Source organism: Cohnella yongneupensis (genome assembly GCF_042655785.1).
Classification (GTDB): Bacteria; Bacillota; Bacilli; order Paenibacillales; family Paenibacillaceae; genus Cohnella; species Cohnella yongneupensis.
On record NZ_JBHSNC010000010.1, the window covers coordinates 247,885 to 262,249 of the forward strand.

A 14,365-nucleotide genomic window follows, 5' to 3' on the forward strand; every position below is an offset into this window, starting at 1 on the left:
TGGATCCATCGAGAATATACAGGCGTCCTATGATACAATCTACGTGTTGATCCAGTATTACCATTTAGGAGGAAAAGTTCATGCAAAAGAAACTCGGTTACGCACTCATGACGCTCGCATTCGTACTAGTGCTCGTCGCTTGCGGCAGCAAAAACAATTCCAACGGCTCGGAGCCTTCCCAATCGCTCGTCGCCTCCGAAGAGCTCGTAATTAAAGCGAAAAGCTGGGAATTCGATAAAGCGGAATACATTATACCAAAAGATACGCCGGTCAAAATCACGGTCGAAAACTTGGACGGCGCGCACGGCGTCCTGCTTAGCGGCGCGGACGTCAAAATTCGCGGCGGCAAGTCCGAAGTCGTTACGTTGGCGGCAGGCACGTATGAGTTCAGATGCAATATCCAATGCGGCGCGGGCCACGGCAAAATGACGGCTAAGCTGATCGTGCAATAATAATGGAATAGGGAAAGGGCGTGGCGGGACTTCCTGCTTCGTCTTTTTTTTGCGTTTTGGTTGCGGGTGAGATAAAAGACAAAAACCGTCAGGGAATCCTGACGGTTTGTCTTTTAGGAAGAGCATAAGGAAGATTATTAAGAAGAGCGAAATAGACTCGTTACTCTTGTTCCAATAGGTCGATCCACTCGTTGTATTCGACCTGAAGCTTCGCGTAGTCCGACTTCAGCTCGTCATGCGCCCTGCTCAGCGCGCCAAGCGCCTCGCGCTGCGCGTCAAGCTGCGCTCGCGCGCTGTCGCGCTCTTCCGCGAGCTCGCGCAACTGCTCTTGCGAGGCGCCCAGCGTCGCCTCGCGGGAAGGCGCGGCGGCGGCTTCCGCCTGCGCCGCTTCAAGCTCGCGCGACGCCTGGTCGGCGGCTTCGCGCCAGGTTGCCTCCGCCTCGCTCAGCTCGGCGAGGCGCGCTTCCAGCGACGCCGCCCGCTCGGTGGCGTCGCGCGCGGTTTGCTGCGCGGACGCGAGGCTGTCCTGCAGCCGCTGCAAAGCGCTTTGGGACGAGGCTTCTAGCTCGTCCCGCTTATGCAGTTCCGCGAGCGCGGCTTCCAGCTCGCGTTCGGTATGTTGGCGCGCCGCGATTTCCAGGCGCAGGATTTCGACCGACTGGCCTTCGACGGCGTGCAGCATCTCTTGCTGCTCGACTACGGTACGTTGCCCGTCTTCGGCTTCGTTTGCCCAATGCGCGACGTCCGCCTCCAGTTTGTCGCGAAGCTTGTTCCACTCCGCCTCGCTCGCTTGCCAACTTTCCTGCTTAGCTAGCCAAGCTTCGCGTTCCGCAAGCCATGCAGACCGCGCTTGTTCCGCCGCTTCGGCTTCCGCGTCGCGCAGCGCTTGCGCGGTCTTGAGATCTCCGGTAAGCTTGCTTTCCAGCGCCGCCAGCTCTTCGAAATGTTCTTCCTCCAACGCATCGCGTTCCCGCTCGTGCAAGCTTCTCAGCTCTTCGAGGTGATTCGCGTTCTTCTGTTGCGCCGCTTCTAACTCTGCCGCGAATTTCGCGGCTAATTCCGCTTCCTTCTCGGCCTGTTCCGCTTCCTTCGCGGCTTGCTTCGCTCTCTCCGATTCAAGCTCCGCTTCCAAGCTCGCGATCCGCTGCGACAGCTGATCCTTGAGGCTTGCGCGCTCGCCGGCGGCGTCAAGCTTCAAGGCTTCCAGCGCTTCGGTCGCTCTCGACTTTACCCTCTCGAGCATTTGCGACCCTTCCGTACGCTCGCGTTCGAGCTGCGCGGTAAGCTCCGACGTTGCGCGTTCGGTTCTCGCGTCCGCTTCCGACTTCGCGCGTTGCAACGCTTCGCTTGCTTTGGCTCTCAACGTGGCTAACTCTTCGGCCGCTTTGGCCTTAACGCTTGCCAGCTCTTCCGCCGAACTAGCTAGCGCGTACTCCAACTGCTCTTGAACGCTAGCGAGTTGTTCCGCGGCACGCGCTTGCGCACTCGCCAACGCTTCGGCACCGTTCGCCTCCGCCTTCGCCAGTGCTTCCTCGGCCTGCAACTTCAGGCTCGCAAGCTTCCGGGACGCCTCCGTCCGTTCGCCCTCCAGCAGCGCAGTGAGCTCTGCCGTTACGCGTTCGACTCTCTCGCTAGCTTCCGCCTGCGATCTTGCCAGTGCCTCGGATGCGCTCGCTCTCTCGGTTGCGAGTTGTTCCTCGACTTGCGCTAAAGCCGTCTTTGCTTTAGCTTTCACGCTAGCTAACTCTTCCTCGACAAAATCCAAAGCTTCCGACGCTTGGGCTTTCACTTCGGCTAGTTCTTCCGCTGCTTTGGCTTCGGTTGCGGCTAGCGCTTGAGCGGCATTCGATTCGGATGCCGCCAACGCCTCGGCCGTGTACGCTTCCGCTTCCTTGAGCAACTCCGCGGCTTGGGCTTTAACGCTAGTCAATTCTTCCTGTGCTTTCGCCTTAACGCCGGCCAACTCTTCCTCCGCTTCTGTCTTAGTACGCGCCAATTGTTCCTGGGCGCTTGCCTTAACGTCAGCTAACTCTTCTTGCGCGCTCGCCAACGTTTCGGCCGCTTGCGCTTTTACTCTAGCAAGCTCCTCCGTGGCATAGGCCTGCACGGCTTCCAAATCCTCGGCAGCCTGCAGCTTCGTGTACTCAAGCTCTTCGGAGAGCTTTTGTTGCTCGATTTCGACCTGCTGCAACCGTTCGATCTCGCGACGCAGCTGCATAAGCTCGTCCCCGATGTTCACGGCGGCGAGCACCGCCAAGCGCGTCAAATCCAACCGCGGCGCGCCGCTATTGATTTTGCCCATGTGCTCGTTAACGAGCGCCGCGACCTTTCTCATATGTTCCGTACTAGAGTGACCCGTCAGCGTATATTGCGTTCCATATATGTCAACGGTCACACGCATCTTATCGTTTGCACTCACCGGCGTGATCCTCCCATTGCGTCCAAATTCATCGTTCCAACCCGATCAACATCTCACAGTTAACGGAACGTTCTTCCGTTAATCGTTCGTTTTAGCCTTAACTCCGCATTTTTAACTGAAAACATTTTCGTTAATTTCGCGCCATAGCCCAAATCCTTACCGAAATTGCAGGTTTAACGGAAATACGTTCCGTAAAGCGGAAAATACGCATCTTTTTCGTCAACGCTTACGAAAATTTATTCCGTTATTTACGGCACGAACTCTTGCCCCGCCACGCAGTGTAGCAATAAGGTTACTCCATAACGCTATCCAAGCTTACTCGCCACTTTCGGTGAATAAGGTGATGCGGCAACGCTATTGACTCATTCGTGCGTAAACACGCGCTTCTGCGAGCCAATAAGGTTACTCCATAACGTTATTCCAGCAATCGAGCCACTTTCGGAGTGGATAAGGTGATCCCGTAACGCTAATTTCCATGCTAATTTCCACATCCATGAGCTGTTCACGGTTTTGCGCGTATTGCCACTTCCACGAGCTATTCATGATTTTGCGCATACTGCCACTTCCTTGAGCTGTTCACGTTTTTTGCGCATACTGCCACATCCATGAGCGCCGTTCATGCTTTTCGCCGCAATAGGTAACTATCCGCCGTTCAGATGCCAGCCTTCGCAAACCGCGACTCCAAACGTGCCTTTCCCCAAGAAACGCCACTCGCCGACACCGTTCCCACCGACGCGATTCGGCACCTTCTCGTGCCCGAAATCCCGCGCCACGCAACAGAAAATGCAGCGAATCACCAGCCGCCTATCAGCGTCTAGATGTATTCGCTGCACCCATTGCCGTTTCCTGCCTATTTGCGAAGTTCCGCTCCGAAAGATTGTTCCAGAAGTGTCAAAACATTTCCATGCACTGCCGTTACTTCTTCATCGGTCAACGTGCGTTCGCCATGACGGTAGACGAGCGCCAGCGCGACGCTCTTCTTATCGGCCGCTACGCGATCGCCGGTGTAGACGTCGAACACGCGAACCGACTCGAGCAACTCGCCCGCGGAAGCCTCTATAGCAGCCGTCAGAGCGCCGCCCGCTACGCCGCGGTCCACGACGACCGCGATGTCCCGTTCCATGGACGGGTAACGAGGCAACGTGTTGTATTCGATATGTTGATCCGCGTATTCGTAGATCGGCACGAGGGAAAACTCGGCCACGTACGTATCCGGCAAATCGAACTCCCGTTGAAGCTCCGGGTGGAGCTGGCCGACGTAACCGATCGTCTCGTCTCCGCGCTCCGTATGCAGCTTGATCGCCGCCGTGCGGCCTGGATGGAAGCCATCCGGTTGCGCCGCCTCGTAAGAGATCCGTCCGGCTACGCCAAGCCGGCGGAACGCCGTCTCGAGCAAGCCTTTGGCATCGTAGAAATCGACGGCTTCCGCCGGACGATTCCAACTGGCCGATCGGCGGTTGCCGCATAGCAGCAACGCCGCGCGCGGCTTCTCTTGCGGAAGGCGCGTCAGCACCGCCTCGTCCGTATGATAGACGCTGGCGATTTCGAACAACGCCAGATCGTTGTTTTTGCGCGTCAAGTTGTACGCCGCCGCTTCCATCAAGCTTGGTAAAAGCACCGTGCGAAGCACGCTGCGCTCCTCGCTCATCGGCATCGCGAGCGCGATCGGCTTCACGCCATTGTCGGACAGCGACGGGAACAAACCCGTACGCTGCGCGGATGTTACCGAGTAGCTGATCGCTTCGTGCAAGCCCGCGTTCGTCAGCGTCGTCCGAAGCCCTCGGCGAATCGTCTGTTGCTTCGTGAGCGAGCCGGCCGTCGACGAGCCTTCGATCAACGTCGTCGGAATTTCATCGTAGCCGTATAGCCTTGCGACTTCCTCGATCAGATCGACGTCGCGGGTCATGTCGCCGCGGCGCGTCGGTACCGTAACGTCCCAGACGCCTTTGCCGGCGGAGACGGCGACGAATTGCAGACGCGTCAAGATCGTCTCCACCTCGAGCACGGACAACGACGTGCCGAGCATATTGTTGACGCGGTCAAGCGTCAACCGTACGACGGCCGGTTCGAACGAGCCGGAGCCCGCCTCCGTAACGCCTTCCGTTACTAGACCTTCGGCGTACTTGGCGATCAAGCCCGCCGCGCGATCGAGCGCGTCGCGCACGCGGGACGGATCCACTTCCTTCTCGAACCGCGCGGACGCTTCCGAACGCAAGCCCAATTGACGCGACGTACGGCGCACGGAGCCGCCGTCGAACTTCGCGGACTCGAGCACGATGTCCGTCGTATCCCTCGTAACCTCGGAGTTCGCTCCGCCCATGACGCCAGCCAACGCAAGAGCTTTGTCTCCGTCCGCGATAACGAGCATGTGCGGCTCAAGCTTGCGCTCTTGGTCGTCAAGCGTCACGAGCACTTCGCCCGGTTGTGCCAGGCGCACGATAATGCGGCCTCCCGCGATTTTCGACGCGTCGAAAGCGTGCAACGGTTGACCGTATTCGAGCATAACGTAGTTCGTGATATCGACGATATTGTTGATCGGCCGAACGCCGGCGGCGATAAGCCGGTTTTGAATCCAAAGCGGCGCAGGTCCGATTTTCACGCCTTTGATATAGCGGGCCGCATAAAGCGAGCACAACTCTTCGTCTGCAATCTTGACGCTTACGTGATCCGAAGTTTTATCCTTCGTCGCGTACAGGTCTTTGCTAGGCTCGGGCAAGCGGAGCGGACGCCCCGTCAAAGCCGCGACTTCGTAAGCAACGCCTAGCATGCTGAGGCAGTCGGAACGATTCGGCGTCAAATCGAGCTCGAGGATGTGGTCGTTCAACGCGAGCACGTCTAAAATATCGCGGCCGACTTCCGTCTCCGCAGGCAGCACGAGAATGCCCTCTTGCTGCTCCTTCGGCAACAGCTTGTCGTTAATGCCCAGCTCGCGAGCCGAGCAGATCATGCCTTGCGATTCGACGCCGCGAAGCTTCGCGCGTTTGATCGAAATGCCCGGCAGCACGGCGCCCACCTTGGCGACCGGCACCTTCTGGCCTGCGGCGATGTTCGGCGCGCCGCACACGATTTGCAAGTCTTCGCCGGTGCCCGCGTCCACGGTAACGACGCTAAGCTTGTCCGCGTCGGGATGCTTCTCGCGCGTTTTTACGTAACCGACGACAACGCCGCTTACTCCGGAATTGCGGGAAGGGACGGAATCGATCTCAATGCCTCCGCGAGTCATCATCTCAGCCAATTTTTGCGGCGCTATGCCTTCAAGGTCGATATATTCGGATAACCACCGATAGGATACGTTCATGGGATACTCCCCTTATTTTTACATGATTATTAGTAAGCTTTCCTCTTCGCTTGTTAGCCGTTACAGCTTGGCGAATTGGTTCAAGAACCGCGTGTCGTTCGCGTAAAAATGACGAATGTCGTCGATGTCGTATTTGAGCAACGCAATTCGCTCGACGCCCATGCCGAACGCGAATGCGGTCACTTCGTTCGGATCGTAGCCGCCATGCTCGAGCACTTTCGGATGAACCATGCCGCAGCCGAGAATTTCGATCCAGCCCGTATGCTTGCACATCCGGCAGCCGCTGCCGCCGCATTGCGCGCACGTTACGTCGACTTCCGCGCTAGGTTCGGTGAACGGGAAGAAGCTCGGACGAAGGCGGATTTCCATTTGCGGTCCGTACATTTCGCGCACGAATTGCAGCAACGTGCCTTTAAGGTCGCTCATGCGAATGTTCGGTCCGATGACGAGCCCCTCGATCTGATGGAACATGAACGAATGCGTCGCATCGTCGTCGTCGCGCCGGTATACTTTGCCCGGGCAGATGACTTTGACCGGCGTCTTGCCGTTCATGGCCTTCATCGTACGGATTTGTACCGGCGAAGTATGCGTGCGAAGCAAAATTTCGTCCGTAATGTAGAACGAATCCTGCATGTCGCGCGCAGGGTGGTTTTTCGGCAGGTTAAGCGCTTCGAAGTTGAAGAAGTCGGTCTCGACTTCCGGACCTTCCGCGATCGTATAACCCATTCCGACGAAAATATCCTCGATTTCCTGGGCCACTTTATTAAGCGGATGAACCGCTCCGACGCTAGGCGCCTTGCCCGGCAGCGTGACGTCGATCGTCTCGGCCTGCAACCGGTGCGCGGTAGCCGCGCGGTCGAACGCTTCTTGCTTATCGGCGATAACGGCCTCGATCGCGGCGCGAACCTCGTTGCCGACTTGCCCGATGACTGGACGCTCCTCGGCGCTAAGCGAGCCCATGCCCCGCAAAATTTCGGTCAACTGGCCTTTCTTGCCCAAATAGTGAACGCGCAGGTCGTTCAACTGTCCTGCGTCCGCGACTCCTTGCAGCTGTTCAAGCGCCTCTACCCGCAACGCTTCCAAACGGTCTTTCATTACGATCCGCTCCTTGGTTTAAATGGTCTTGGGGAACAAATAAAAAAAGCCCTCTCTCCCGTAAGGGACGAAAAGACCGTGGTACCACCCTTTGTTGGACTATCCCCGCGCCAAGCCGCTTGGCTTGTTCGTTGCGTTACGGACGCATCTGCGTCCCGGAACATGGACATTCCCGCTTCATACGACATAACGGGTCGTAGACCGATGCCTCCTACTTGCGCATTTCGCGCGTTCAGAGCACTGCTCCGGAGCGAATTTCGGCAGCCTGGCTTCCTAGGAACGCTCTCAGTCTACGGCGTCCCCTCCCTGCAAGAATGTACTGCGTACTTATTTCCATCATCGCATTTTGGTATGTTGATTATCCCACATTATAGGGGAATTCCCGCGTAGAAGCAAGCAGGCGGCCGCCTAGGCTAAACTGCGCCCCAGACTGCCGCCGACCGATTACTTCCGTTTCCGTAGCGCTAGGCCTAATGCTACTAAGCTGATTGCTAACCCCGCGATGGCTATCGACAAGATCAACGGATCACTTTCGCCGTCATCCTCTTCCTCGGTCGCGCCTGCGGCAGCCCCATGATCGTATCCATGGGCGTCGCCGGTAACCGCCGCGGTAACTTTCGTTACCGATGCCGGCGTATCCGCATCCGCCGCGCCCGTCCACTCGACGACTTCGCCGTCTGAGTACGTCTGGTACGCTTTCCACACAAGCTCTTTCGCGTCGGCGGCCACTTTGCCTTGCATATTGAAATCGCCGAATTCCGTTGCGCCAAGCCCCGCTCCGGTCGCTTTCCACGTCACGGACGTGATTTTGCCGTCCGCGTTCTTCTCGGTCTCGTAGCTCCAATCGGACTTCGGCTCGAAGCGGCTTACGTCCACGCCGTCCGGAATCGTTACTTTCACTTGCGTCGTAGCGGCTTCCTTCTCGGAAGGCACGCGTACGGTGAATACTTGGTACGAGCCTGCCGGCACTTCGGCCGGTTGCACTTTCACGTGCGCGCTAGCCAATCCTGCGAATCCGAGTGCCATCAATATCGTAAGCATGAGGACTACTATCTTTCTCATAAGGGGTTGTCCAACCTTTCATCGCTCTCGCGTCGTTATGTTCCCCAGTATAGACCGTGCCCCCGTGCCCCGCATGACTCGAAAGAGTCATATTGACGTGACTGTTTGTGACGATTTGAAGTCGGCAGCCCGTTGTCTACTCGTTTCCCGTCGGTTCGACCAATCCGCGCTCGTAAGCGAACCTCGTTAATTGAACCCTATTGTCCAAATGCAGCTTCTGCAAAATGTTTTTCAGGTGGTTTTTCACGGTATGCTCGGACAAGCCGAGCGATTGCGCGACCTCGCGGTTCGTCAGCCCTTGCGCGACTTCCCGCAGCAGCTCCTTCTCCCTTGGCGTCAGTCCTTCGACCTGCGCATCGTCGCCGTCCTTCGCTCCGGGCGACTGCTGCGGCTTGCGATTAGCGAATTCGCGGAGGATCGATAACGCGAGATCCGGATTCAGCGGCGCTTCGTCGTGCGCGACCGCGCGCAAATAATCCCGCCATGCCGACGGGTTCAAATTTTTCAGAAGATACCCTTGCGCGCCTTTTTTGATCGCTTCGAACAAGTGCGACGCATCGTCCGATACGGTTACGATGACGATTTTCACCTGCGGCTGTCCGCCCTTGATCGCCTTGACGGCTTCTAACCCGCCCATGCCAGGCATATGGATGTCCATCAGCACGAGGTCGGGCTGCAGCGCATCCGAGAGCACGATCGCTTCTTCGCCGCTGGACGCCTCCCCGACGACCACGAAATCGGGATCCGCCGATACGATCATTCGCATGCCTTCCCGCGCATGCGGATGATCGTCCGCGAGCAGTACGCGAACCGGTTGCGCCATTAGGCTTGCCCTCCTTCTTTGATCCACTCGATGACGGTCCGATCCCCTCGGCGCTCGGCCGCGAACGTCCAACCCATGCGGGTTGCCCGGTCTTTCACCATCCGTAGTCCGAACCGCTCAGGCGCGCGAAGCGGATCGACCGAGAACCCCGCGCCGTCATCCTCGACCGCGCAGCGGAAGCCGCCATGGCCATCCGATTCGCCGATGACGTACACGGTCGAAGCTTTGGCATGCTTGCGCACGTTAATTAGCGCTTCCCGCACGCATGCATGCAGCTCGACTTTCTCTTTATCCGTTAAGCTTTTGTCCGTTATGTCCCACATAAATTCCGCCCGCGCTTCGGTAATGCCCGCGGTTTCTCCGAGCAGCTCGCGCAGCGGCATGACCCATGCGGCAGTATCCGGCGACGGAGGAAGACGCAGGCTCGCGATTGCCTGCCTTACGTCTTCGTGCATAATCCGAACCGTCTCGCGAAGGCCGGCGGCCAACGGCTTGACCGGCCCTTCTTGAACGGCGGCGTCCAATTGATCTAGCTTAACCGCCAGCAGGAACAGAGACTGTGAAATCCCGTCGTGTAGCTCTCTAGCGAGTCTTTCCCGTTCCTCGAGCGCGGCGCTCGTCGCCTTTTCCCGCTGCAGCGCGTCTTGCGATTGCTCTAGCCGGACGAACAAGCTTCTCACTACCGTCAGAGTAACGGCCAGCACGATGAAAGGCGCGAGGAAATTACCGAGATCCATCGACATATACGGCAACAGGAACGCATGCCGCACGTATTCCCATAAGCCGATCGTTAACGTCGGGATCCAGAGGATCAGCCATTTGATGCGTCCATTGTGCACGATTGTTCACCCTTTTCGCCCGCACGGCGTCGTCCGGTTAATAAATTGTGAAAGTCGTCTCTTTGACGTGCTCCGTATCCTCCGAGTCGGTAACACGGATTTGCGCGGTCCACTCTCCGGCGAACGGCAAGTATGGTCCCGTAGAAACATAGGTCGACTTAGCGAAATCCGGGAAAGCGTCTTGCTCTTCGTCCGTATACGGCTCGAGCGGCACGTCGATGAAGCCGACGTCTTGTTTGTTTTTCGGGAGCAGCCTTAATTGGACTTTTTTCGCCGCGCCTTCTCCGACCGACGACGGCAGCCATATTTTCAAAGTGAACTGGTTGTCTCCCGGCGCATTCGGCGTAATCCGCAGCGTGAGATGCATGTCCGTGCCCATCTTATGATACGAAAGCGGCTTGTTCGCGGGCAGCGGCGTTTGATAGGTGAGTACGCCTACGGTAAGCACGATCGCGCACAGTAATCCGACGTCCGCTTTTAATAAAAGGCCGCGCGGCAAATCGCCCTTCTTTAGCCGCAGCCGTATGAAGAAAGCCGTCAAGGCGACAAGCACCGAAATCGCGGCTTTGACGATCAGCCAAGTCCCCCATTTCGTATAGAACAAATACGTGAGCGAAGGCAGAAAATGCAGCGTCGACAAGATGCCCGTGACCCATAGCGCGAGAAATGCGATTAGAGCCCATTTGGAGAACAGCAGCGCGAACCGCCCCGCCTCCGGTCGCTCTTTCAGCCATACGGCCAAGAGCAGAACGAGTCCGCCGCTCCATAACGATGCCGCGAGCAAATGCACGAAGTCGAGACCTACCGAGTATGCGACAGGCTCGTATACGACGGCATGGCCCGACCAAGCTTCGATGAACAGCGCGATGGCTACCCAGATCAAGCGAGGAATGACCGTGAAGCTCGTAAGCAGAGGCGCCGCGAACGCGAGCAGCAGCTCCGCCATATATAACCGTCCGATCGTCGTCTCCATCAGAATGCGGCCCCACTCGGAAACCGGATCTTCGCGGGCAAGATCTTTTAAGCTGAAAAAGATATACGTGAGCGTTGCGATTAAGGCGAATTTGCCTGCCAAACCGACCGCTTGCTCCCTGATTTTAGTGACGAATGGCGATGCCGAGCGATTCAAGCACCATAATAATAGACCAGATAGGCCCAGCAAACCGGCATAGTATAGCACTCTGGAGGCGTACAGAAGGAACGTCTCCGTCGTCAATCCCGTTCCCGCTTCGGCATGATCGTGCGCATGTCCGACTTGGCTGTGCGGATCGAGCTGGCGTGCGTCCGGTAACGGCGCGGGATGACCTACCGTGAATACGTAGGCGCCCGATATCGGATGCCCGTCCGCCGAAATAATCGAATAAGAGACGGTATAATGACCTTCTCCTAGCTTCGGTAACCCGATCGTTAATCCTTTTCCCTCGTCGACGAATAAAGGCTTGCCTTCGGCTACGTTCCGAGACGATTCGTCCAGCACGAACAGCTTCGCGCCCCCCGGATCCAGACGCTCGTTGAAGAGTACTTTCACCTCTTGCGGACTCTCGTCCGACTGGCTGCCTGCTATGGGTAACGTACTGACCAATTCGGCATGCGCATCCGCGCGTCCCGCGAACCCCGCCAGGAGGAGCCATAGCATTCCTAGCGTTACGATTAATCGCAAACGTCTCGTGCTATACCGTTCTTCCATTGCGCTGCTAGCTGCTCTATTCATTAAGGGATGCCTCCTGCCGGCCTATTACCGTATCCTACGAACACTATTCCTCCATCGTAACTGAACGGGACGGACTGTTCAACAGGCGCACATTGTCGTTACCGTGTCGAATGCAAACAAAAAATCGAGCCTCTAGGGCTCGATAAGTTTGGTCCGCGCGACGTCGGGCCACCAGTCCGACTCGATCACGGGATACCCGCGAGAATCGGTCCAAATATATAACCAACCGGCAAGCGTAGGATCATCTATATCCCGCGCCCACACCCGCTCATAATCGTTGTCTTCTTCTATACCTTTGAAGCCTTCCAATTCGTCGAGCCCCGGCATAGCAGCGAGCGATACCTCCATCCACATTCCGCGCACCGTACACTCCGAATCGGGCATTAACGCCGGATAAGGACCGTAATCCACGAGCCGACCGCGCACGCGTCCTTCTAGGATCGAAATAACGTAGGGAGAAATAACGCCGTGATTGTGTAAACCTGGCAACAAGGAGCCATAGACGAAAATCCGGACATGCCCCTTCTCCAATCTCATGCCGTATTCCCTTCGCGCTGTCCGGAGGAACGCTTCTCCGCATCGAATAGAGATACGAACTGCTCAGGCGGTACCGGACGGGAGAAGAAGTACCCTTGCGCTTCTTGGCATCGTTGCTCCCGCAAAAACGCGACCTGCCCTTCGCTCTCGACGCCTTCAGCCGTAACCGTCAAATTCAAATTGCGAGCCATCGCGGAAATCCCCGATACGATGGCCGCATCGTTGCGATCGGTCAAAATATCGTTTACGAACGAGCGGTCGATTTTCAGCTTGTCGATCGGGAATCGCTTCAAGTAATACAGAGAGCTGTATCCCGTACCGAAATCGTCGATGCTTATGCGGACGCCGATCTTCTTCAGCCGCTCCAGCATCGCCGTCGCGAACGCCACGTCGGCCATAATGCTCTCGGTAATCTCAAGCTCCAACCATTGCGGCTCGAGCCCGGTCTCCTCCAGCACTTTCTCTATGCGCTCGCACAGGTCGTGCTGGCGGAATTGCCGAATCGAGAGATTCACGGACATGACGAGCGGCGGATAACCTTGCTCCTGCCACTGCTTCGTTTGCCTGCACGCGGTCCTTAGCACCCATTCCCCAAGCGGTAAAATAAAACCGCTCTCTTCGCTCAGCGGAATAAACTCCGAAGGCGGAATCGAGCCCTTCTGCGGATGGTCCCATCTAAGCAGCGCTTCCGCGCCGACCAGATGGCCTCCTTCCAAATCGACGAGCGGCTGATACGCAAGGTGGAATTGCCGCAGCTCCAACGCGATGCGAAGGTCGTTCTCCAGCAGCAGCTTCTCCTTGGCTTTCAAGTTCATTTCCGATGCGTACCGTTTCCAACCGTTCCTCGTATCTTTGGCGCTATACATCGCCGTATCGGCGTTTTGAAGCAATAAGTCGAGCGAGTTGCCGTCTTCCGGATAGATCGCCATGCCTACGCTCACCGTTACATGAAAATCCAATTGTCCGACCCTGATCGGCGTATCGAACGTTTCGACGATTCGCTGCGCCGCTTTTTCCGCCTCCTGTACGTCGCGTAGATCCGACAACAAGAAAGTGAACTCGTCCCCGCCCAATCGGAATACTTTCTCCGGTTTGCTCGCTAGCTTCGTTAGCCGGTCGGCTACCGCTATAAGCAGTTGATCCCCGAACGAATGTCCCATCGAATCGTTAATCGTCTTAAAGCGGTCCAGATCGAGCCATAACAACGCGAATCGGCTGTCGCCATGCGCGGCTCGGCCCATCTCCACCCTCACGCGCTCGGAGAACATCCGCCGGTTAGGCAAGCCCGTGAGCTCGTCGTGGTACGCCAAATAGTTAATTCTAGATTCCGTCTTCTTCTGGCGCTTGTATGGCTCTTCTATCAACACGTAATAGACGCCTTTGAGCAAGTAGTAGTAGCCGATTAGTTTGAGGCATTCGGCGAACATATAATGCACGTTGCCGATTTCGGACCCGAGCGTTTCTTCCAATTCGGAGATAAGGAGCCAGATCAACGCCTGCACGATCGTTAGCATCGATTGCGGACGTTCGATCCGATGACGGTATAAAATGACGGATGCCGCCGCGGCGTACAGGAACAAGATGATTCCCGTTTTATATCCCTCGAACGACTTCATCGTATGCTCGTTCCAATTGTCAAAGCTGAATACGCCCCATGCGATCGCGCCGACGGCCGCTATGACCGGTACGATCGTATAAATGCGCGATCTGGCTTTGACCGGAGCGTTGTTCATCGAGAATACGAGCAACAAGCCGATGGCGCCGATCAGTTGGGCTATCCAGCCCAGCATCTCGCTCGGCATGTCGCCGAATCGCGCTTTGCCAAGCGGCATGTCCGTGGAGCTTAACGCGTGCATCAGCTCAAGAAGGCCAATGCCCGCAAAAAGAGCAGCCGTCATTAGACGCTGCCTGCATAAGGTAGAGACGAATACCATCCAACCTAACGTAAAAATGGTAAAACAAATCGAGAACCCTAGTGCCTCAAGCAACACATGCGTAGAAGTACCGGAAATCGGAGAAAACACGTCTTTCAGCCAACGGTCGGCAGCTTGCAAGAACAGAAATAAGGAAAAGGCGGCGAGAACCGTCCACATTGTTTTCATTTCAGCGCGATTAATCGACATGCTAAA

At 56.8% G+C, this 14,365-nt stretch carries 11 protein-coding genes; 1 reads left to right on the plus strand and 10 read right to left on the minus strand.

Annotated features, from left to right (window positions below; all coding sequences use genetic code 11):
- The first annotated feature begins 80 nt into the window (after window positions 1-80).
- Window positions 81-452, plus strand: coding sequence for a cupredoxin domain-containing protein (locus ACFPQ4_RS03980; RefSeq protein ID WP_378110456.1), 372 nt, complete (start codon window positions 81-83; stop codon window positions 450-452).
- Between the two features lie 160 nt (window positions 453-612).
- Here ACFPQ4_RS03980 and zapA read toward each other — a convergent pair whose 3' ends face one another.
- The 10 genes from zapA to ACFPQ4_RS04030 form a co-directional block, all read right to left on the minus strand.
- The gene (gene zapA, locus ACFPQ4_RS03985) at window positions 613-2,871 is read right to left on the minus strand and encodes a cell division protein ZapA (protein ID WP_378110457.1); all 2,259 of its coding nucleotides are present in this window, start codon (window positions 2,869-2,871) and stop codon (window positions 613-615) included.
- Between the two features lie 402 nt (window positions 2,872-3,273).
- A complete protein-coding gene (locus tag ACFPQ4_RS03990; protein ID WP_378110458.1) occupies window positions 3,274-3,426 on the minus strand; it encodes a hypothetical protein in 153 nt (50 codons plus the stop codon).
- Window positions 3,427-3,721: 295 nt separating this feature from the next.
- Complete coding sequence (pheT, locus tag ACFPQ4_RS03995; protein ID WP_378110459.1) at window positions 3,722-6,169, minus strand: phenylalanine--tRNA ligase subunit beta; 2,448 nt, start codon at window positions 6,167-6,169, stop codon at window positions 3,722-3,724.
- A 60-nt stretch (window positions 6,170-6,229) separates the two neighbouring features.
- A complete protein-coding gene (gene pheS, locus ACFPQ4_RS04000; protein WP_378110460.1) occupies window positions 6,230-7,264 on the minus strand; it encodes a phenylalanine--tRNA ligase subunit alpha in 1,035 nt (344 codons plus the stop codon).
- Between the two features lie 444 nt (window positions 7,265-7,708).
- Entirely contained in the window at window positions 7,709-8,326 is a 618-nt protein-coding gene (locus ACFPQ4_RS04005; RefSeq protein ID WP_378110461.1) for a YcnI family copper-binding membrane protein, read from the minus strand.
- A 136-nt stretch (window positions 8,327-8,462) separates the two neighbouring features.
- A complete protein-coding gene (locus ACFPQ4_RS04010; protein ID WP_378110462.1) occupies window positions 8,463-9,149 on the minus strand; it encodes a response regulator in 687 nt (228 codons plus the stop codon).
- Window positions 9,149-9,988, minus strand: coding sequence for a sensor histidine kinase (locus ACFPQ4_RS04015; RefSeq protein WP_378110463.1), 840 nt, complete (start codon window positions 9,986-9,988; stop codon window positions 9,149-9,151). The genes ACFPQ4_RS04010 and ACFPQ4_RS04015 overlap by 1 nt, the downstream gene beginning before the upstream one ends.
- Before the next feature lie 37 nt (window positions 9,989-10,025).
- A complete protein-coding gene (locus ACFPQ4_RS04020) occupies window positions 10,026-11,699 on the minus strand; it encodes a copper resistance CopC/CopD family protein (RefSeq protein WP_378110464.1) in 1,674 nt (557 codons plus the stop codon).
- A gap of 132 nt (window positions 11,700-11,831) precedes the next feature.
- On the minus strand, window positions 11,832-12,236 hold the full coding sequence (locus tag ACFPQ4_RS04025) for a gamma-glutamylcyclotransferase family protein (RefSeq protein ID WP_378110465.1): 405 nt from the start codon (window positions 12,234-12,236) through the stop codon (window positions 11,832-11,834).
- Window positions 12,233-14,359, minus strand: a complete 2,127-nt coding sequence (locus ACFPQ4_RS04030) for a putative bifunctional diguanylate cyclase/phosphodiesterase (protein ID WP_378110466.1) — start codon at window positions 14,357-14,359, stop codon at window positions 12,233-12,235. Before ACFPQ4_RS04030 ends, ACFPQ4_RS04025 begins: the two co-directional genes overlap by 4 nt.
- Window positions 14,360-14,365 lie beyond the last annotated feature (6 nt).